At 35.2% G+C, this 20,158-nt stretch carries 18 protein-coding genes; 11 read left to right on the top strand and 7 right to left on the bottom strand.

Annotated elements, in window-relative coordinates; translation table 11 throughout:
• The first annotated feature begins 168 nt into the window (after nucleotides 1-168).
• From lipA to EZJ43_RS14825, 3 genes are all read left to right on the top strand, one after another.
• Nucleotides 169-1,062, top strand: coding sequence for a lipoyl synthase (gene lipA / locus EZJ43_RS14815; protein ID WP_133263497.1), 894 nt, complete (start codon nucleotides 169-171; stop codon nucleotides 1,060-1,062).
• Nucleotides 1,063-1,169: 107 nt separating this feature from the next.
• A complete protein-coding gene (locus EZJ43_RS14820) occupies nucleotides 1,170-1,721 on the top strand; it encodes an RNA polymerase sigma factor (RefSeq protein ID WP_133263498.1) in 552 nt (183 codons plus the stop codon).
• Between the two features lie 2 nt (nucleotides 1,722-1,723).
• Nucleotides 1,724-2,581 carry an anti-sigma factor gene (locus EZJ43_RS14825; protein ID WP_133263499.1) on the top strand — a complete coding sequence of 286 codons (858 nt, stop codon included), beginning with the start codon at nucleotides 1,724-1,726 and terminating at the stop codon, nucleotides 2,579-2,581.
• Nucleotides 2,582-2,610: 29 nt separating this feature from the next.
• On the opposite strand, the gene EZJ43_RS14830 is transcribed toward EZJ43_RS14825, so the two are convergent.
• Nucleotides 2,611-4,113 (bottom strand): NAD(P)H-hydrate dehydratase, encoded by a 1,503-nt coding sequence (locus EZJ43_RS14830; RefSeq protein ID WP_243718108.1) that lies wholly within the window; start codon nucleotides 4,111-4,113, stop codon nucleotides 2,611-2,613.
• Nucleotides 4,114-4,236: 123 nt separating this feature from the next.
• Here EZJ43_RS14830 and EZJ43_RS14835 point away from each other — a divergent pair, with 123 nt between their 5' ends.
• From EZJ43_RS14835 to EZJ43_RS14850, 4 genes are all read left to right on the top strand, one after another.
• Nucleotides 4,237-4,944: a gamma-glutamyl-gamma-aminobutyrate hydrolase family protein gene (locus EZJ43_RS14835; RefSeq protein WP_133263500.1), complete on the top strand. Its 708-nt coding sequence runs from the start codon at nucleotides 4,237-4,239 to the stop codon at nucleotides 4,942-4,944.
• Nucleotides 4,945-5,013: 69 nt separating this feature from the next.
• Nucleotides 5,014-6,960: a beta-N-acetylhexosaminidase gene (locus EZJ43_RS14840; RefSeq protein ID WP_133263501.1), complete on the top strand. Its 1,947-nt coding sequence runs from the start codon at nucleotides 5,014-5,016 to the stop codon at nucleotides 6,958-6,960.
• A 259-nt stretch (nucleotides 6,961-7,219) separates the two neighbouring features.
• Complete coding sequence (locus EZJ43_RS14845; protein WP_133263502.1) at nucleotides 7,220-7,681, top strand: BON domain-containing protein; 462 nt, start codon at nucleotides 7,220-7,222, stop codon at nucleotides 7,679-7,681.
• 8 nt (nucleotides 7,682-7,689) lie between these two features.
• Nucleotides 7,690-8,112 (top strand): SH3 domain-containing protein, encoded by a 423-nt coding sequence (locus EZJ43_RS14850; protein WP_133263503.1) that lies wholly within the window; start codon nucleotides 7,690-7,692, stop codon nucleotides 8,110-8,112.
• 66 nt (nucleotides 8,113-8,178) lie between these two features.
• Here EZJ43_RS14850 and uvrA read toward each other — a convergent pair whose 3' ends face one another.
• A complete protein-coding gene (gene uvrA, locus EZJ43_RS14855) occupies nucleotides 8,179-11,022 on the bottom strand; it encodes an excinuclease ABC subunit UvrA (RefSeq protein WP_133263504.1) in 2,844 nt (947 codons plus the stop codon).
• Between the two features lie 418 nt (nucleotides 11,023-11,440).
• Between uvrA and EZJ43_RS14860 the strand changes: the two genes are divergently transcribed.
• Nucleotides 11,441-11,680, top strand: a complete 240-nt coding sequence (locus tag EZJ43_RS14860; RefSeq protein WP_133263505.1) for a hypothetical protein — start codon at nucleotides 11,441-11,443, stop codon at nucleotides 11,678-11,680.
• On the top strand, nucleotides 11,664-11,969 hold the full coding sequence (locus tag EZJ43_RS14865; RefSeq protein ID WP_133263506.1) for a type II toxin-antitoxin system RelE/ParE family toxin: 306 nt from the start codon (nucleotides 11,664-11,666) through the stop codon (nucleotides 11,967-11,969). The genes EZJ43_RS14860 and EZJ43_RS14865 overlap by 17 nt, the downstream gene beginning before the upstream one ends.
• A gap of 109 nt (nucleotides 11,970-12,078) precedes the next feature.
• Here EZJ43_RS14865 and EZJ43_RS14870 read toward each other — a convergent pair whose 3' ends face one another.
• On the bottom strand, nucleotides 12,079-13,053 hold the full coding sequence (locus tag EZJ43_RS14870; RefSeq protein ID WP_165953184.1) for a hypothetical protein: 975 nt from the start codon (nucleotides 13,051-13,053) through the stop codon (nucleotides 12,079-12,081).
• Between the two features lie 148 nt (nucleotides 13,054-13,201).
• On the opposite strand from EZJ43_RS14870, the gene EZJ43_RS14875 reads away from it, so the two are divergent.
• Together EZJ43_RS14875 and EZJ43_RS14880 are read left to right on the top strand one after the other, a co-directional pair.
• Nucleotides 13,202-13,582 carry a hypothetical protein gene (locus EZJ43_RS14875; protein ID WP_133263507.1) on the top strand — a complete coding sequence of 127 codons (381 nt, stop codon included), beginning with the start codon at nucleotides 13,202-13,204 and terminating at the stop codon, nucleotides 13,580-13,582.
• Between the two features lie 99 nt (nucleotides 13,583-13,681).
• On the top strand, nucleotides 13,682-14,371 hold the full coding sequence (locus EZJ43_RS14880; RefSeq protein WP_133263545.1) for a MarC family protein: 690 nt from the start codon (nucleotides 13,682-13,684) through the stop codon (nucleotides 14,369-14,371).
• 226 nt (nucleotides 14,372-14,597) lie between these two features.
• On the opposite strand, the gene EZJ43_RS14885 is transcribed toward EZJ43_RS14880, so the two are convergent.
• From EZJ43_RS14885 to EZJ43_RS14905, 4 genes are all read right to left on the bottom strand, one after another.
• Entirely contained in the window at nucleotides 14,598-15,644 is a 1,047-nt protein-coding gene (locus tag EZJ43_RS14885; protein ID WP_133263508.1) for a ferredoxin--NADP reductase, read from the bottom strand.
• Between the two features lie 612 nt (nucleotides 15,645-16,256).
• Entirely contained in the window at nucleotides 16,257-17,894 is a 1,638-nt protein-coding gene (locus EZJ43_RS14895) for a hypothetical protein (RefSeq protein WP_133263510.1), read from the bottom strand.
• Nucleotides 17,895-17,918: 24 nt separating this feature from the next.
• Complete coding sequence (locus EZJ43_RS14900) at nucleotides 17,919-19,082, bottom strand: hypothetical protein (RefSeq protein WP_133263511.1); 1,164 nt, start codon at nucleotides 19,080-19,082, stop codon at nucleotides 17,919-17,921.
• Between the two features lie 275 nt (nucleotides 19,083-19,357).
• Entirely contained in the window at nucleotides 19,358-20,137 is a 780-nt protein-coding gene (locus EZJ43_RS14905; RefSeq protein WP_133263512.1) for a lytic transglycosylase domain-containing protein, read from the bottom strand.
• Nucleotides 20,138-20,158: the final 21 nt, after the last annotated feature.

Below are 20,158 nucleotides of genomic sequence, written 5' to 3' on the forward strand. Positions count from 1 at the left end.
TCGGATGACTAAACAAAAAAGATACAGCGTAAAGACGGAGCGGACCGAATTTCCTTAAACAGGCCGTGCTTTCCTAATCCTTAAAAAAATGAATAGGCAGGTAAAACATTACACCTTTCAAACACTTCAACATTTCAACATTTCAATCCTATTCGTTAACTTTGCCTTATGATTGATTTACCTGTAATACCTGCTGTAGCTGAAGTTAAGCGAAAACCAGATTGGCTTCGTGTAAAATTGCCAATTGGGAAAGAATATGCACAGGTACGCAGTTTGGTTGATACCCATAAATTACATACCATTTGCGAAAGCGGAAACTGCCCTAACATGGGCGAATGTTGGGGTGCAGGTACCGCAACATTTATGATTTTAGGAAATATTTGTACGCGTAGTTGTTCGTTTTGTGCGGTGGCTACCGGAAGGCCTTTGGCAGTTGATGTTGATGAACCAAACCGCGTAGCAAACTCAGTAAAATTAATGGGTGTAAAACATTGCGTAATTACATCGGTAGATCGTGATGATTTGAAAGATGGAGGCTCAATCATTTGGGCAGAAACGCTTCAAGCGATCCGTAAAGAGAGTCCGATTACCACGTTAGAAACACTCATACCTGATTTTAGAGGGCAATGGGATAATTTATATCGTGTTTTAGATGAAAGACCAGAAGTTGTTTCTCACAACATGGAAACCGTTAAACGTTTAACAAAACAAGTTCGCATACAAGCAAAATACGATAGAAGTTTAGAAGCATTAAAAAGAATTTCTGAATTTAAATTAAGAACTAAAACAGGTATTATGCTTGGATTAGGTGAAACTGAAGAAGATATTTTTGAAGCAATGGATGATTTGGTTGCAAACGGCGTACACATTTTAACGTTAGGCCAATATTTACAGCCTACCAAAAACCACCACCCTGTTGTAGATTGGATCCATCCTGATACTTTTGCCATGTATAAAGAAGTTGGTATGGAGAAAGGATTTAAGTACGTGGAAAGTGGCCCTTTAGTAAGGTCATCATACCATGCAGAAAAACATCTCTTCCCAATTGAAGGAATTTTATAACTTGCAATTAATTATAAATAATTTTAATAAATCAAACTCCTTACAGGAATTGAAACGCAAAACTTTTTTTCAGTTTTGATGTTCAGTATTGTATCTTACAAACCGTAGTGAACGCAACAAAAAAATTAACTCTAACCGAGCCTGAATTGGTTTCAGCACTTCAATCGAAAGATCCAAAAGTGCTAAAAGTGCTGTACAGTATGTATTCAGCATCGCTTTACGGCGTTATTTCGCGAATTATCACACATACTGAACTCGCCGAAGATGTATTACAAGAAACCTTCGTAAAAATATGGCAATCTGCCTCAAATTACGATAACAATAAAGGACGCTTGTTTACATGGATGATGAACATTGCCCGTAACCTATCTATAGATAAGTTGCGATCAAAAGATTTTAAGAATTCTCAAAAAAACCAAGATATAGAAAATAACGTAAGTTTTGTTGATGAGCAAAACAAGGTTACTTTTAATCCAGATATACTTGGAGTGAAGCAACTTGTAGAAGGACTTAAACCTGATTTACAGGCAGTACTTAACTTAGTTTATTACAAGGGCTTTACACATGTTGAAGCTGCAGAAGAGCTAAATCTGCCATTGGGGACGGTAAAAACCCGTATTCGTTTGGCTATTATTGAATTGAGAAAGTATTTTAATTAACCGTGGAAAACATAAAAGCATATATCGAATCTGGAGTACTTGAGCTGTACGTTTTAGGAGATTTATCGCCTGAAGAAAGTGCACAAGTAGAACAAATGGCCTCGCAACATCCTGAAGTGAAACAGGAAATAGTTGCCATTGAAAAAGCGATGGAACAGTACGCTGTTCAAAATCCAGTAGAACCTTCTGCAGAAGTAGAAACAAAATTATTTGAAAAATTAGGTTTGAAAGTTGATGATGTTGATACACAAGCGACCGACGTTAAATCAACTGCCCAAGAACCGAAAATCGTGAAGTTAGATCCTAACCATGGCAAATTACGATCATTAAAGTTTGCACTTGTTGCTTGCGTTGCATTACTGGTGATGAGTACCGTAGCTTTATTTTCGGTTTACAATCAGCTAAATGATGCGCATGACCAAATTGCTAGCCTAAATACTGATAAGCAAAAGTTTGCAGGCGTGGTTAGTCATTTAGAATTTGAGAACAAAGGACTCGAAAATGTTGCCGCAATGGCCGATAGTAAAGAATGGGCAACTATAAGAATGCAAGGACAAGCTTACAGCCCAAAATCTAGCATGAAACTTTATTGGAACAAAACTGATAAAAGCGTGCTGATTAATTATGTGGCGATGGATTTACCAAAAGCCGATGCGCAACATGAATATCAACTTTGGGCTTTAGTAAACGGAAAACCAGTTAGTTTAGGTATGTTTGGTAAGCAAGATTCTACCTCAAACGAGGCAATATTGAAAATGCAAACTATTGATCGGGCGCAAGCATTTGCAGTAACGTTAGAGCCAATGGGCGGAAGCACAAACCCTACAATGGATAAACTTACCGTGATGGGCGGCGTTTAAAAACCTTAGATTTATATATTAATTCTTGGTCATTTTTTAAAGCAAATGAGATTTTTCAATTCATGAGAAATCTCATTTGCTACGTTTGAAGCGGTTACCACTATGTTATTTTTCGCAAGGGTATCTCCAGCTTTCCCATGAATATAACAAGCTAAAATACTAGCATCAACTGAGGAGTAACTTTGCGCAATAAATGATGCGATAATACCTGTTAATACGTCGCCCATTCCACCTTGTGCCATGGCTGGGTTACCAGTCTCATTAATATAAACCTTCCCATTTGGTGCGCATACAAACGAATATTGATTTTTAAGCAAAATAACAACCTCCAACTTTTCGGCCTGCTTTCTCGCCGTTTGCACCCGATCCCACCAATTATCATGTTTACCAAATAAACGATCGAACTCTTTTATATGTGGCGTAAGGATAGAATTTTTAGGGATTCTCGAGCACAAATCTGGATTTTCGCCCAATATATTAATCGCATCTGCATCAATTACCAACGGTTTTTCAAAATCGAACAACCTTTCTAGCAATTTCTCATTAACTTCAGAAATACCTAAACCCGGACCAACAGCAATTGCTTGATATTTTGAAGGATTTTCGATTCGCGAATATTCATCCCGTGGAAGAAACATCACTTCTGGCAAAAGCGTATTCAGAGCCACCAACCCTGTTTCGGGGATGTAAGCAGTAGTTAATCCTGCGCCAGCATGTAAGCACGCCATCGAACATAACAATGCAGCGCCCATCGTATTGGTATTTCCAGCAATAATTAAAGCATGGCCGTAGCTACCTTTGTGACTAAATCGCTTGCGTGGCTGTAAAATCTTTACTGCATCACTTCGTTCAATTACATAAAAATCACTATGCTGTTGCTGAATAAAATTTTCATTTAAGCCGATATTAACCACTTCAAAATTCTCCGTTGCAGTTATCGACTCGGGGAAGAAAAAATTAATTTTGGGTCGTTGGAAACAAATTGTTTTGTATGCTAATATGCCATTGTATTCTTTCGGAAGTATGCCATCCGCAAAAAATCCTGTTGGCACATCTACAGCATAAATTTTAGCTTTTAATGCATTTATAAATTGCACCAGTTTCGCAAAATCTCCAGTTAAAGGCTTGTTCAATCCCGAACCTAAAATGGCATCAATAACAATATCGGCTGTGATGTTTTTAACGTCAATTAAGCTATTTATCGTGTACTTTTTACATTTTGTTCCTGCTAATCGTTGCAGGTTTATTGCAAAATCATCACTTTGCTTTTTACCAAAATCTACAACATATACCTTAATATTTTGGTAACCCGAACTGGATAATATCCGAGCTATTGCGAGTCCATCGCCCCCATTATTTCCCTTTCCACAAAAAACAGCGATGTTTTTGTTCTCGTCACCTTCATCTTTGGAAAAACTCTTTACAAATGCCTCCGCTGCGTTTTCCATTAAATGGATAGATGTAATTGGCGTATTGGCAATGGTAAATTCATCCGCTTTGCGCATTTGCGATGAAGTAAGTAGTGTTTGCATAGTACGAAGATAACATGTTCAAGTTCTAATAGTTTCATAATTTAAAGCCTTAAGAAATGAGTTGCTAACATTAACAAGTATGAATTTTGAAGCATTGGGCTTAAATCGTAATTTAGCCACTGAATGGGAAAGATAATTATCGGCGTAACTGATTGTAGCAAATTTGAAACTTACCGAAACTGGATTTTAACTGCCAATAAAAATATAGAGATCATTAAAATAGGCCATCAACATGATAATTTTAATGAAATTGAGAAATGCCACGGCATATTGTTAACGGGCGGAGAGGATGTTCATCCAAAATTTTATAATATGGAAGAATATTATCCTTACTGCTACGAAGATGATATTGATGAAAAGCGGGATGAATTTGAATTTAAAATTTTAGCCTACACCGAAAAAAATGCAATCCCAATTTTAGGAATCTGCAGAGGAATGCAGGTTGCAAACGTGTTTTTCGGAGGCACATTAATTCCAGATTTAACAACTTGGGGCAAATTTAACCACGGTAAAATGCTCGACAATGCAGATCGATATCACGAAATACAAATTGATCCCTCATCGTGGTTAAATACTATTTTAGGTGTTGATATTGGTTTTACAAATAGCAACCACCATCAAAGTTTAGCTAAAATAGGCAAAGGTTTTGTAGTAAGCGCACTATCTAAAGATGGTGTAGCAGAAGCACTTGAGCGTTTTAATCCTGATCAAAAATCATTTGCGCTTTATGTACAGTGGCATCCTGAACGAATGAAAGATCAAAACAGCCCACTTAGTATGAAAGTATTAAATGCTTTTATTGGCGCAATGATGGTGAATATGACATCATAAACTAAATATTTGTTTTATTTTGAGCATTTTTGATGAATTATCAACCTTCACTACAAAAGTTTTATTTTAATGAATAAATTATTTTTAATCGTCGTTTCTTGTTTTTTTGTTACACAGTTATCCGCTCAGGGTTATGTAAGCGAAACAGAAGATAGCGGAGCAGATTTATTAGCCACAAAAGCTGTTTCTATTATACCCGAACCGGTTTCGCTTTTAATGAAGCCCGGGGCTTTTAAACTTCCCGAAAATGTAATTATTCAAGCACCAAAAAGTGTGGATTTAAAAGAATCTATCGATTTCTTAACTAACCGGATCACTACCGCCACTGGGAAATTTGTGAGCATTTTGAATAATGCGCCCCACCCTACCGTTAAATTTATTTTAAATACTGGTAACGATCCGCAATTGGGAAACGAAGGATATAGATTAAATGTAAATCCAACGCAAATTGTAATCATAGCGAATAAACCTGCTGGCATTTTTTACGGTGTGCAATCATTATTACAATTATTTCCGGCACAGATAGAAAGTAAAGAAATAGTGCAAAATTTTGAATGGAAATTACCATGTGTTGATGTGGTTGATTATCCCAAACTCGGCTGGCGCGGATTGATGTTTGATGTTGCCCGTCATTTCTTTACCAAAAAAGAAGTAAAGCAATATATTGATGCGATGGTAAAGTATAAATTTAATCTTTTACATCTCCATTTATCTGATGATGAAGGTTGGCGGATCGAAATTAAAGGCTTACCAAAACTTACTGAAATAGGCGCATGGAATGTTAAAAAGACTGGTACTTTTGGCGATTTTATTCCGCCTACGGCTGATGAACCACGTACTTATGGTGGCTTTTACACACAGGATGATATAAAAGAGTTGGTTCAATACGCAAAGGATAGATTTGTAAATATTTTGCCAGAGATTGATGTTCCTGGGCACAGTTTAGCAATTATTGCATCATACCCCGAACTTTCTTGCACGCCAGAGGCCGTAAATTACAAGGTAAGATCTGGAGAAAAAATAATGGATTGGAGCAGAGGCGCACCACCATTGGCGATGGTAGATAATACGCTTTGTCCCGCTAATGAAAAAGTTTATGGATTTTTAGATACCGTGATTACTCAAATTGCACAGCTATTTCCTTTTGAATATATCCACATGGGTGGCGATGAAGCACCGAGAAATTATTGGGAAAAGAGTGATGTAATTAAACAATTAATGGTGAGAGAAGGACTTAAAACAATCCCGCAAGTGCAGGCTTATTTTGAGAAACGCGTAGAACAAATTGTACTTTCTAAAGGTAAAAAGTTTATCGGTTGGGATGAAATTTTAGAGGGAGGTATTTCACCTACCGCAGCCGTAATGAGTTGGCGAGGAATGAAATATGGTATTGAGGCTGCAAGAGAAAAGCACAACGTTGTAATGAGCCCGACTGATTTTGCCTACCTAGATTATATGCAGGCAGACGTAGCAACTGAGCCAAAAGTATATGCTTCGTTGCGTTTAAATAAAGTTTATCAGTTTAATCCACTCCCGCCAGAAATTGATACAAAATATGTTATGGGCGCACAAGCAAACCTTTGGACCGAACAGGTTTATAACATTCGCCAAGCCGAATATATGACTTGGCCACGAGGTTTCGCAATTGCAGAATCAGTTTGGTCGCCAAATGAAAAAAAGAATTGGACAACTTTTGCAGAAAAAACTGAAGCGCATTTTAAGCGTTTAAATTTTAGCGAAACAAAATACGCACCCGCAATTTACGACCCGATTTTTACCGTTAAAAGAAGTGCAGATAAACAACTTTCTATCGAATTAACAACTGAAATTGAAGGATTAGATATTTATTATAGTTTCGATAATTCGAGCCCAGATCGTTTTTACCCTAAGTATGTTGCAGCTTTAACACCACCAAAAGATGCAAATTTAATCCGAGTGATTACTTATCGAGGTAAAGAGCCGATTGGAAGAATGATAAGTATTACGATTGCTGATTTGCAAAAAAGAACGAGATAATGCCTAAGGAAATTGAAAGAAAATTCTTAATCGAAAGTTACTAACGCTGTTGTGCAACGTGTTATTTAGAGTTATTAACTTTGATACTCATTACTACCGCTACCCATTCACAATGTGAATAAAAAAATCATTTACTTTCCTTTCTTGTTAAACACTTTCTTATATTCGTTTGTTGGTAAGTCATCCCTAGACTATTGGAATAGCAACAACAACGCAATTCCAAATTGAAATGCTTTTAATTAATAAATAAACATAAAGGATGAAAACAACAAATTTTTTAACAACCGTAATGATTGCATCTACATTATTTTTTGTAGGCTGTGGTCCAAAAGATGCAGCTATTCAATCTGCAATTCAAGCAAAAGAGGCCGCAGATGTTACTGTTGCTGTAGCCAAGGGCGATGTAACACTTACTGGTGAAGTTGCAGATGATGCAGCGAAAGCTAAAGCAGAAGAAATTGCCAAAGCAGAAAAAGGTGTAAAAGCTGTTATGAACAATTTAACAGTAAAACCAATGATGCCAGTAGTTATTGCTGGCGATGCTGATTTAATGAAAAATGTAGCCGACGCAACGAAAGATTTCCCAAGTGTAAAAGCAGATGTTAAGGATGGCGTTGTTACCCTTACAGGCGAACTGAATAAAGCATCGTTGATTACTTTAATGCAACATTTGAGTGCGTTAAAACCTAAAAAAATTGAAAATAAATTAACGATTAAATAAGCTAAATCATGGCATTACAAGAAAAATATAAAGCATTAACGGATGCAGCAACTAGTGCAGGCATTAGTGATTTAGCTGTTCGCGAACAAGATGGTATTTTATACGTTGATGGTACCGCTGCTGATGGCGCTACTAAAGATAATCTTTGGGATATTTACAACCAGATTGATCCAAATTTTGCCTCAGGGGATTTAGTTTTAAATGTGAATGTTGCTGTAGACGTAGCGGTAACACATGCAAAAGTAATTACCCAAAGCAGTAACTTAAACATTCGTAAAGGCCCGGGAACAGACCAGCCAATTGTTGGTAAAGCAGCACATGGTGAAATTATTACTTTGGTAAACAGAAGTAATGATTTATGGTGGTTAGTTCGCACCACTGACGGAGAAGAAGGCTATTGCTACGCTCAATATTTAGAGGCACAAGCATAATCATACAATTTCAAAAAAAAACCTGCAAATTTAAAACTTGCAGGTTTTTTTTATGGGGTGTTTTTTTTAAACTGCCATTTCCTTTTTCAAAAACTTTCCAGTTAAACTTATTGGGTTTTCAATTAAACCTTCTGGCGTGCCTTCAAATAAAATTCGGCCACCGCCTGCTCCACCTTCTTCACCCAAATCGATTACCCAATCAGCTACTTTTACCACATCCAAATTATGCTCAATTACTAAAATGGTATTTCCTTTATTTACCAATTCTTGCAATACACCCAAAAGCACATTTATATCTTCAAAGTGCAAACCAGTTGTGGGTTCATCCAAAATGTAGAACGTTTTTCCAGTATCTTTTTTAGAAAGTTCGGTTGCCAGTTTTACCCGCTGAGCCTCACCACCTGATAAAGTAACCGACGACTGACCTAAAGTTACGTAACCTAAACCAACATCTTTTAGTGTTTTTATTTTACGATAAATGTTCGGAATATGTTCAAAATAAACACAAGCATCTTCTACGCTCATATCAAGCACATCACTTATAGATTTTCCGCGATAGCGAACTTCTAACGTTTCACGATTGTATCTTCTACCACCACATTCCTCACAAGGTACTTGTACATCGGGTAAAAAATTCATTTCTATAACCTTCATTCCGCCACCTTGGCAAGTTTCGCAACGGCCACCTTTTACGTTAAATGAAAAACGGCCTGGTTTATAACCTCTAATTTTCGCCTCAGGAAGTTGTACAAAAAGATTTCTAATATCAGAAAAAACACCCGTGTAAGTAGATGGATTTGAACGCGGCGTTCTACCAATTGGTGCCTGATCGATTTCGATAACCTTGTCAATCTCTTTCAATCCCGCAATTTTCTCATAAGGAAGTGGCGTTTTCTTCGCCCTAAAAAAATGGTGGTTTAAAATTGGATATAAAGTTTCGGTTATTAAACTCGATTTACCACTTCCAGAAACTCCGGTAACGGCAATAAATTTACCCAATGGAAAATCTACTGAAACATTTTTTAAATTATTTCCACTCGCTTTGATAATGGATAACTTGTGTCCATTGCCTTGGCGCCGTTCTTTAGGTGTTTCGATAGATTTTTTACCGTTTAGATATTGCGCAGTTAAAGTATTCGACTTTAAAATTTGTTTCGCTGTACCTTCAGCAACAACCTGTCCGCCATGTATGCCTGCTCCTGGTCCAACATCGATTACCCAGTCGGCCTCCAAAATCATGTCCTTATCGTGTTCTACCACCAAAACAGTATTACCCAAATCGCGAAGGTTTTTTAGCGCATTAATTAGGCGTTCGTTATCCCGTTGGTGCAAACCAATACTAGGCTCATCCAAAATGTACATTACATTCATCAATTGCGAACCAATTTGTGTAGCCAAACGGATACGCTGCGCTTCCCCACCAGATAATGTTCGTGCGGTTCTGTCTAGCGTTAAATACGTTAAACCAACATCCGTTAGAAATCCGATTCTGGCTTTTATTTCTTTTAAAATTTCTTTGGCAATAATATTCTGGCGCTCGCTAAGTCGTTCATCAACATTTTCGAACCATTTAAAAAGGCTGGTAATATCCATCGATGCCAACTCGAAAATGTTCATTCCATCAACTTTGAAATGTAAACTTTCTTTCTTTAGGCGTGCTCCGTGGCATTCCGGACAAGTTTTAAGTTTCCGAAAAGTATCCATGTCATCAGTTGCAGATTCGCTCTTTTTCTCATTCTGCTCTTCCAACATCTTAATTATCCCATCAAAAGTGATGTTATAATTCTGAACGTTCCACTTATTATATTCTACTTCAACCTTTATCAAATCCGGACTTCCGTTTAAGATAATTTGAATGACTTCATCGCTTAATTTTTCTATCGGCGTGGATAGCGAAAAGTTATATTTCTTAGATAAAGATTTGAGCACTTGAAACATCCAAGTATCCCGATATTCGCCAAGTGGTGCTAAACCGCCATTTAAAATACTTAGTTTAGTATTTGGCATAACTGATTCTTTATCAACAACAAAAATGTAGCCCAAACCATTACAGGTTTCACAAGCCCCATAAGGCGAGTTGAATGAAAAACTATTCGGTTGTGGTTCATCGTAAGAAATACCCGTTGTTGGACACATTAAAAACTTACTAAAATGCGCAACGTTGTTATTGATATCGCTTATTTTAATTACACCCTTACCCATTTTCATGGCAATTTGTAAAGAATCTAACAGGCGTTTTTTATCTTTCTCATCGATAATTAAACGATCAATAACCACTTCAATATCGTGAATTTTATAGCGATCAACCTGCATTTTGGCGATAATGTCTTTTATCTCGCCATCTACACGCACCTTGGTAAAACCTTGCTTTCTAATTTGCTCAAAAAGTTCGCGATAATGCCCTTTTCTACCTTTAACAACTGGCGCCAATATATTTACAGCCACGTTATTAAATTTATTAAAAATATTTTGGAGAATTTGATCTTCACTCATCCGCTCCATTTTCTCGCCGGTATTGTAAGAATAGGCATCGGCAACACGAGCAAATAGTAAACGCAAAAAATCGTAAATTTCGGTAATGGTACCCACCGTTGAGCGTGGATTTTTACTCGTTGTTTTTTGCTCAATGGCAATAACCGGACTTAAGCCAGAAACTTTATCTACATCAGGGCGCTCCATACCGCCCATAAACTGGCGACTGTATGCGCTAAAAGTTTCCATGTAACGACGTTGTCCTTCAGCATAAATGGTATCAAAAGCCAAAGAAGATTTTCCGCTACCACTTAATCCTGTAATAACAACAAGTTGGTTTCTTGGAAAACTTACATCTATATTTTTTAAATTATGTACCCTCGCACCATACACTTCTACATCTTTTTGCTCGCCGAGGTCGATAGATTTATTGCTCATATTTTATTGAAAAATTAAGAGAAATTCGGCCTCAAAAAAGACTAAATATCAATCTGCAAAAATGCTAAAAATTTTATCAAATTAAAAGTGTAATCACTTCTCTAATAGGTGTTATTTTGTCATTTTTCGGGTGCTATTTCTGAGAAATTCCGACGATGGTCCCAAACGCAAATTACAGCAGAAAGCGATTGCTTTTCACTTCATGCATAAACGTTGAAAAAGAGACAATGGTTTTATGTTTTTGAAAAGAATATTTCTAAACATTTAAGTGTGGATTTTATAATGATATAGGATTATTACGAATATTTTGATTAAAAATAGAACTTTAAAAGTTTCAAAACGTTTCTATATAGCTTAACAAAACGATCGAATTGCCATTAGAAATATTTTGTACTTTTGATTTACTAAAATCTGCATTATGAATACTGAATTAAATATACTCAACAAAAAACTCGAACTCATTCAATGGCTATCAACCGTTGAAGATTCGACGATTTTAGAAAAAATAATGGATTTAAGAAAAACGGAAAATAAAGATTGGTGGGATTCAATTTCTGAAACTGAAAAAGATTCTGTTGAGCTAGGGTTAAAAGATGCAGAATCAGGAAAATTAAAACCACATTCAAACGCAAGAAAGCTTTATGAAAAATGGTTATAGCGTTTTTTGGACTGACTTTGCTCTAAAAGAGTTAGAAAATACTATTGAATATCTTAAAAAAAATTGGACTGATAAAGAATTGCGTAATCTTGCATTGAAACTTGAAGAGACGCTAATTTTCATTTCTCACAATCCTTACTTATTTCAAGTTTCTGATATTAAAAAGGATATCCGCAGAGTGGTGATCTTAAAACATAATACATTGTACTATCGTTTCGTCAAAAATCAGGTAGAAATAATTTCGTTTTTCTCGAACCGACAAAGTCCGCAAAAAAGAAAACTACAGTAAATAAACACTCGCACCATACAATTCTACATTTTTTTGTTCGCCGAGGTCGACAGATTTATTGCTAATATTTATTGAAAAACTAAAAGCATAATCACTTCTCTAATAGATGTTATTTTGTCATTTTTCGGGTTCTGTTTCTGAGAAATCCAGATGATAATCCCAAACGCAAATAACCATAATGATCTTGAAAGTAAATGTTGTAATTATCTTCTCCATAATACCCAACCGCAGCCATTAAAAATACATTGTTCATAAACGGAAAACTGTAATTAAAATTAACTTCGGCATTAAGTCTTTTGGAAATATTTACTAAGTTTTTTGATGGAATTTTATTAATCGCATAAGAAACTTCGGTATTGATGCGCCAAATTTCCTTCTCTGATGTAAAGCTGTCTTTGCCTTTCATCTTTTTCTCAATTTCTCCATATTTACGTAGCGAAAAATTGTAAAGTAAACGTGTAAAACCATAGCCACGATCGAGGGCAGGCTCATATCTAAAAAACTTATACCATTGGAAACCAACTCTTTGATTTATGGAATAATAATCTTGCCCTAAACTATTTGATGTAAAATGCCCGAAACGGTAAGATAGGGTCAAACTATTAGCGTTAAAATTTCCTGTTTTTGTATTTATAGTTCCGTCAGGATTAATTGCATCTCCATCTTGCCCGTTAGAATGATGCGTAAAAGCCAGTTCGCCATATTTGTAATTTGTAGGATCAGGATTTAACCTAGCGTAAAAAATACCACCAAACCTGTAACTCGGTGTTCTAACACCGGCAGAAAATTCCTCTCTAACACGTACCGTATAATCAGATAATAATGAAAAAGCAACTGGGGATTTATAACTTCCATATAACATGAAAGTACCCGTTAACCGCCCGTTAATAACATATTTTGATGGCGCCCCGAGTTCGCCCTTCGGAGAAGTGTAAGAAAAATCTGCATTTTCTTTATACACGTTGATGTATTCTTTATTGGCAGATTGCCTGATAATTTGAAGTGAATCTTGATCTACATTTTGAGCAACCACAAACTGAGAACATAGACTAAGAAATAAAAGCAAACGTAATTGTATTTTCATAAAACAATAAACGTTTATTTTTGGTTGGCGGTTTCGCAATTTAGAGAAACGTGGAATAAATGATATTAAATTTTATATTTGATACGATCAAATGATACTATCACAAACAGTATTCGTGCATTTAAGGCTCCCTAAATTATAAAAAAACATGATAGAACTAAAAACCATGTTTCTCACAATTATAACAGAAAACCTAAAAAACAAGGCAGAAGCTGAAATATTAAGTGGGGTTATAAAAAATGAGTTGGGTGAACTTTGGGAAATCGAAAAGATTGAACCCTATCATAAGTTCAAAAACTCGTATAAAATAGAGCTAAAAATTACCTTCATTGAAAAAGAACAACATGAATTAAACAATTTGGCCATAATTTTCACAGATCAACTCCTATCTCCTTGGTTGGTTTATTTTGACCATTTTGAAACAAGCATAGAATTGATTTACAATAAAGCCGATAACACCCAAAAGAGAAAAATAGAATTTGAGGCGATTAAATGGGGTCATTTACAAATTGTAACAACGGTTTCTTAAATAAAATGATCACTGCATACCAATATTAAAGTATATTGTTTTTTTAAATAATAATACAACCCATTATTAAGCAACTTAAAAACATTTAAAAATTAAATGATGTTTAACTTTTATACCCTCATCCACTTTACGTTTGCGGGGTTTATTGCACTTTTTCCTGTAATTAACCCTATTGGCACCGCTTTTATTGTAAGTCCGTATTTTTCTGGTTTAAATAAGCAAGATAGAATAAGTGCCGTAAAGCGAATTGCATTATATGCATTTAGTATTTGTTTGTTCACGTTGTTAACCGGACATTGGATTTTAGAATTATTTGGCGTAACCATTCCAATTATTCAATTGGCAGGTGGCACCATGATATGCAAAACAGGCTGGGATTTCCTAAGTCCATCGAAACAAAACAACATCGACAAAACAATTAATGAAAACGAAGATTTAAGTCATCAATTAGAAAGTAAATTGTTTTATCCAATCACCTTCCCACTTACTACGGGCGCCGGAACGATATCAGTTCTTTTCACATTAAGTGCACATGGTGCAAGTAAAAATATCAGCCAATATATCATAAACACCAGTGCCATATTAATTGCAGTAATTGCAATGTGCTTCTTGGTTTTTATTTGTTATATCAATGCAAACCGATTAATTAAATATTTAGGCTCAGAACGAGAGAAAATAATTAACAACATAATGGCCTTCTTAATATTTTGTGTGGGTTTACAAATAGCGGTCGAGGGAATTACACAATTAGTTTTGCAAATATCGCGCACGTTACATCCTATTGGCTAATTTACGAGCATAAAACTTTATTGCGCTTAATATTAAGCTGAGGTGGGTTATTAAATGTGATTTAAACTATAAGAATGGTATTTTTTATATACTAGTTAGCGTTAACGATGGAAGCGCCATCCTTTTTTGGCTTTTTATGCCAAAAATATAGGCCCCAAACTTTGGAATTAAAGCGCCCAAATCAAATTCTTTAGCTTTTTTAATTACCGAACTCAAGTTATTAACCTTACCACTCTATCGTTGTTCCATTTTCTGTTGGGTGACCAGTGCACACTAAAACACGCCCACTCGCCAGCTCATCATCGGTTAATACTTCGTTATAATCCATACGCACACCGCCCTTTGTGCAATATGCAGCGCAGGTGCTACAAACGCCAGATTGGCAACTATATGGGATCTTAATTTTATGTTCAAGCGCTACATCTAAAATTCGCTTCGGCCACGGAATATCCAAGTTGTAAGTTTCCCCCTGAAAGTTCAAAATAATTGAATAGGTATTTTTATCTGTTTCTTTAGCTTCAGACGCGTCATCTTCATCCACCTCATCTTCGGGCAACACAAAAGTTTCTCGCTTAATTTGGCTAATATCGAAACCCATTCCCAATAGGGTAATTCTGCATAAATCCATATAAATTATGGGTCCACAGGTATAAAATATGGCGTTGTTATTTCCTAACAGTAAGTTTTCCTTTAAAAGTTTAATAATGTAAAATTTATTTAACCTAGCGGTGAGCAAGTTTTTACTGTTGCTAAATACCCAAACAATTTTTAACCTATCGGGATATTTTTCTTGCCAATCCACCAACTCATCATAAAACAAGGTATTTTCTTTTGATCGATTGCTGTAAACCAATGTAATTTTTGATGTCTTTTCAAGTACCAATGCAGTTTTTAAAATCGAAAACAACGGCGTAATGCCAACACCCGCAGCAAATAAAAAAACATCACGCTCTAAATGTTCATCAATTTGATAGCTAAACATCCCTTGCGGTGCTAATGCATTAAGCACATCGCCTACTGCAGTTTTATGATGCAGCAGACGAGAGATTTCGCCATTTTCTACACGTTTTACCGTAATAGATAGTGGCTCATCTACATCAGGAGAACTATTGAAAGAATAAGATCTTCTAATCTCTTTATGCTTGCCTTCAAAAACCAACGATAAAAACTGACCAGCAAGGTATTTGGGGTAATTACCATCAACTGGCATTAATTGGAGCGTAATATTATCTCCTGGCTGATTAATAATTTTATCGATTTGCAGTTTAAACATTTTGAAAAATAAACAACAAAGATAAAAGAACAAAGACAAAAAGTTAAAAGTCGAAAGTTAAAAGACAAAAATCAGTATTATCATTAAATTAGGTTAATATAATCCACCCAAAAATCTACATGCTCAATAGCCTCTAAAAATAATTACCTAATAAAAGGAACAATTTCCCCAAAAGGTTTGCTCATTATGCTACCATATAAAGATAGTATGAACAAGAGACAAATTATTATCAAAAAAATTGGCTTATATCTAAATTCTGTGCCCTTTTTAAGGCAATGCCTATAGTTAAGGTAAGTACCCCCTAAAAAAATGGCTGTAAAAGCCAACATCATGTAAGTTACGGTCATTTCGATTGTTGTTTAATAAAAAAAGTTTAATTGGAAAGCATCAGCTTTTGTTCAAACCTATTAAATTTTGGACAAATAATTTTGCCCAATGTATAAGCGTATAGCTTTCGGTAATATGCGATGCAATTGAGTTTATATTTGCTTTTAAGCTTTTTTTATACATCTTTATTTCAGTTACAAGTATAATGGTTCCTTAAAAAGATTGAAATTATCCCCGTATTTGCAATTACATTGATTTTGCCTCTCGAGAATAAAATGTATGAATTTATTTTTTTTTGAATATAACAAAACCCGCTAATCCCAATACCACCACGCAAATTGCAAGCAGAGAATAGTTTGTGCTTGTAATTACCTTTGCTTCAATGGCAAACTTTACATTCTTAATTTTGTGGAGCGCTTTCATGCCAGCGTAGTCGTTTGCTTCATAATCAGTCCCATTTGCCGTTTCAATCACCTGCCAGTTATGGTCGCGACTATTGAAATAATAGACATTATCTGCATCCTTAAAAAAGTGATGATACACTACTTCTACTTGTGGGGTATTTGGCATATCGCCGGCACAACCATTAATCACTTCAACAAATGAGCCTAAATAGGTTAAGGATTCATAATCTGCCGTTATAGGGTAATTTTTGGTTCCATCATGTAGCGCATTATTGAACAAATAAAATGACCCTAATTGTTTTACGATCTTACTTGTTAAAGCTTTTTTATTTTCTGATTTCAAATCAAAACGCTCACCAATAAAATAAATAAATTTACCATCTACCAATGCTTTGGGCAAATAGCCACTATAACTAGGTATGGCTGGATAAAATTTCGCATTTGCAGAGATATTGATACTTGCAATTTTGTAGTTATCGGTGTTACCCATATAATAAAAATCTGGTCCTTTAAACAGTTTCCCTTCTACAGCAACCAATTGGTTGGCGCTTATTTTTATTTGTGATGGAAGACTAAAATTATCATCCCAAATTGGGTAGATATGATTTTTAAAAAAGGTATAACTCGTTTCGCCCGCCTGTGGCTCTAATAACTTTGCCGAAGAATACGCATATTCTACATCAATAACTTCGCCAGTTAGCGGGTTTTTACGAGTTGAAGAAGCACCATCTCTTTTTTTTAAAATAAAATTTCCTGTCTGCCAAAGTGGAATTTTTGCATCTAATAATCTCATGGCATTAAATCCACTGCTAAAGCCTAGTGCGTATAACTGCTGTGTAATATCTACGAAGTCGCCATCTGTTCTTATGCTAAACATCGTGTTTTTATCTGCTAGATAATCTTCATTTAAACCAGGCGAACACCCATAGTACACGGTCTCGGCAGGAGATACACCCGGAAGCATTTTTATCTGATATTTTTTAGTGTCGGAAATATCTAGCTTAACGGCATAAACATTTTTATCATCTTTAACGTAGAAACCATTACTCCACGATTTGACGTTTACAATATTCAACGGCAATTTTGGTAAATCAAATTTTGTGGTTTTGTTATATGCGTTGCTTATAAAACTCCATTTACCATTAAGTAAAAACAATCTTCCATTTATATTTTTTACCCCTTCGCCTGCATTTAAAATTTTGTAAAATTTAGCATCGATTCCATCGTACTGCTCATTTTTATTTAAGTTGAATACTCCAGATTTATCTGCAAAAACAAATCCACTTTCATCTTCGCCATACAATTTATAGCTCGCTACATCAATACCTTTTAATAACTTATTTTCTTGTTGTACGTAGGTAAAACCATTTTGGTCTTTTTCGGTAAATTGAAAATACATACTACCACCTATTGTTACCAATTTAGTTGTTCTAATTGTATGGTAATCATAGCATTCACTCGCTTTTACCAAATTACTGGCAAAAACAGTTAAAAGTATTAAGATGATAATTCTCATCATAATTTTTATGTTTAATAGAAAAGGCTAAATCACTGTTATGCCCAACAGCGTTAGATAAGACTTTGGTAAATAAATAACGCCAGTTTTAGGATTGAAACTAAATTCGCTGTTTTCTTTACCTTCAATTTTGAGCCTTATGGTATGCTCTTCTTTGTCTAAGAAAATTTCTACACCTTCTTTAGCTTCAAAAATATGATTACTAATTTCCTCTGTTTCCTGTAATGCAAAAAGTGTATTTCCGCTTGTTAATTTTTCCGTATAAAAAAATGGTTTAAAAGGCTTTTTTACAACTACCTCTTTTTTATCTTCTCTGTATCTGCCCGAACTTGGTGGTGCAGCCATTACCGTAGGCGAAAATCCATAATTATCATTAGGAGTTGTGCTTATATTTTGCTTTAAAATTTTCTTGCATGCTGCTAAAAGCATCTCTTTATTAGCCTTTGCCAAAACAAAAGTTTTAACCAAAACCATTTTACTATTACATAAGCTGTGGGTGTTCACCTTATTAAATAAAATATAGTCGAAATTAGGATTCTTATTTATATCATTTAAATTTACCAAAACCACCTCCACTTCTTTAGGACCTTCTAGTTTTGTCTCCTCAGGTGCTTTATAAAGCGGAAGGAAATTTTTAAATTCTCCCTTTAGCAATAACTTCAAGGTTTGATCATTGGTTAAAACTGCGAGGTTTTCTGCAGGATATGGTTCGATTTTAGGTGGCATCGGAACGCCATTCTTGTAAACAGTTGCACTTTTCGACGTATTAAATTTTGGATAAAATTTGGCAATAATGTACTTACCAACATTTTTAAAGTCTGAATAATCTTCCTTTAGATTAATAATTTTAGCACTTTCTTCACTCAATAAATATCGTTTACCTTTATTTACTATCATTGTATAAGGTATATCGTCGATTTTAACTTCATTATTATAAACACTTTCGTAGAATTGTTTCGTATTCGTTTTAGCATCAAAAATAGCATCAGGTGTTTCACTAAAATTTTTCAGGTAAATTTGGTTTTTTGCGGCGATAACTTTCGAAGTGTAATAAGTAGGCTTAATAATTTCTGCACCTAAAGTATCAGTTATACCGTGCTTGCCATTAATTACAAAAGGAAAATATTTTTGCTGGGCCAAAACTACATTGGCGCAGATCGTAATAATCATAAAAGTGATTAGTTTTTTCATTTGATATTTTTTTTACTTCAATTGCTTTTTTAAAAATTTATGCAATGAAGATACATCTATACCGACTTTAAATTTACATTAATTATTATTCGTAAGTATTTAAGGTTAAACTGTTATCGATGCACTTTTATTCGTTTAACAATTCTGCTACACCAAAAGCCAAGTATTCGTTTGAATAATGTTAAATTTTTTTGGTTTGAAAATTTACAGCACAAAAAAACCGTTCTGATTGCTCAGAACGGTTTTACCAAATGCCTTGTCTTTATCTTAAATTATTATTCGCCGTTATAGGCCAATAATACACGCTCTTTTTCGTATCCGTAGCGTACCGGATGTTCTAAAATCTGTTTCATCGAAATTACTTTGTAAACGTAACCACCTGTTTCTCGGTTAAGTTTCATTTTGTAGTAATTATCCTGATTCTGATTTCTAATTTGCTTGCGCAGTCGGCCATCACCAACATTGTAAGCGGCTGCAACTAATGTCCAGCTTTTTAAGCCACGGTACATTTCTTTAATATACTTACATGCTGCGATAGTTGATTTACGTAGATTGTAACGCTCATCTAAATTACCGTTTACTTTTAAACCGTAACTGCGGGCTGTACCTGGCATAAACTGCCAAATACCTGCTGCACCTTTTGGCGAAACACCAGATTTCATTCCAGATTCGACCAGAGCCAAATACTTAAAATCGTTCGGAATTCCATGAGCTGCCAAAATGGGCTCGATTACAGGAAACCATTCTGCTGCTTTTTTATGTAAGCGATTTGTGTGGGTGCTCTCGAATGTGTGAGCAGCAAGAATTTTCTTCATTTTACTTTCCACCCTTTTGTTGCCCAAAGGCAAGGTTTCATCAGCAAAATTTAATTGAGACATTAAAGATTGAGGCTTTACCTCTTCTACCTTTATAGTATCAGTTTTTGTTATTGTAGTGTTAAATTTCTCTTCTTTTAAAAGACTTTTTTGTGCTAAGGGCATTTGGTAAGCGAACACTTTTGCCACAATTAGTAATGTTGCCACTACCGATAATGGTACGATGTGTTTCTTTAACATCTTCCTCCTTTTTTTGGTGAA

Origin of the sequence: Pedobacter changchengzhani (genome assembly GCF_004354365.1) — a bacterium.
GTDB lineage: Bacteria > Bacteroidota > Bacteroidia > Sphingobacteriales > Sphingobacteriaceae > Pedobacter > Pedobacter changchengzhani.

What these genes read in the sequence shown, in the direction of transcription:
- lipA (WP_133263497.1), top strand. Translation starts at nt 169, where the DNA reads ATGATTGATTTACCTGTAATACCTGCTGTAGCTGAAGTTAAGCGAAAA.
- EZJ43_RS14830 (WP_243718108.1), bottom strand. Translation starts at nt 4,113, where the DNA reads ATGCAAACACTACTTACTTCATCGCAAATGCGCAAAGCGGATGAATTT.
- EZJ43_RS14835 (WP_133263500.1), top strand. Translation starts at nt 4,237, where the DNA reads ATGGGAAAGATAATTATCGGCGTAACTGATTGTAGCAAATTTGAAACT.
- EZJ43_RS14840 (WP_133263501.1), top strand. Translation starts at nt 5,014, where the DNA reads ATGAATAAATTATTTTTAATCGTCGTTTCTTGTTTTTTTGTTACACAG.
- EZJ43_RS14845 (WP_133263502.1), top strand. Translation starts at nt 7,220, where the DNA reads ATGAAAACAACAAATTTTTTAACAACCGTAATGATTGCATCTACATTA.
- EZJ43_RS14850 (WP_133263503.1), top strand. Translation starts at nt 7,690, where the DNA reads ATGGCATTACAAGAAAAATATAAAGCATTAACGGATGCAGCAACTAGT.
- uvrA (WP_133263504.1), bottom strand. Translation starts at nt 11,022, where the DNA reads ATGAGCAATAAATCTATCGACCTCGGCGAGCAAAAAGATGTAGAAGTG.
- EZJ43_RS14860 (WP_133263505.1), top strand. Translation starts at nt 11,441, where the DNA reads ATGAATACTGAATTAAATATACTCAACAAAAAACTCGAACTCATTCAA.
- EZJ43_RS14865 (WP_133263506.1), top strand. Translation starts at nt 11,664, where the DNA reads ATGAAAAATGGTTATAGCGTTTTTTGGACTGACTTTGCTCTAAAAGAG.
- EZJ43_RS14870 (WP_165953184.1), bottom strand. Translation starts at nt 13,053, where the DNA reads ATGAAAATACAATTACGTTTGCTTTTATTTCTTAGTCTATGTTCTCAG.
- EZJ43_RS14875 (WP_133263507.1), top strand. Translation starts at nt 13,202, where the DNA reads ATGATAGAACTAAAAACCATGTTTCTCACAATTATAACAGAAAACCTA.
- EZJ43_RS14880 (WP_133263545.1), top strand. Translation starts at nt 13,682, where the DNA reads ATGTTTAACTTTTATACCCTCATCCACTTTACGTTTGCGGGGTTTATT.
- EZJ43_RS14885 (WP_133263508.1), bottom strand. Translation starts at nt 15,644, where the DNA reads ATGTTTAAACTGCAAATCGATAAAATTATTAATCAGCCAGGAGATAAT.
- EZJ43_RS14895 (WP_133263510.1), bottom strand. Translation starts at nt 17,894, where the DNA reads ATGATGAGAATTATCATCTTAATACTTTTAACTGTTTTTGCCAGTAAT.
- EZJ43_RS14900 (WP_133263511.1), bottom strand. Translation starts at nt 19,082, where the DNA reads ATGAAAAAACTAATCACTTTTATGATTATTACGATCTGCGCCAATGTA.
- EZJ43_RS14905 (WP_133263512.1), bottom strand. Translation starts at nt 20,137, where the DNA reads ATGTTAAAGAAACACATCGTACCATTATCGGTAGTGGCAACATTACTA.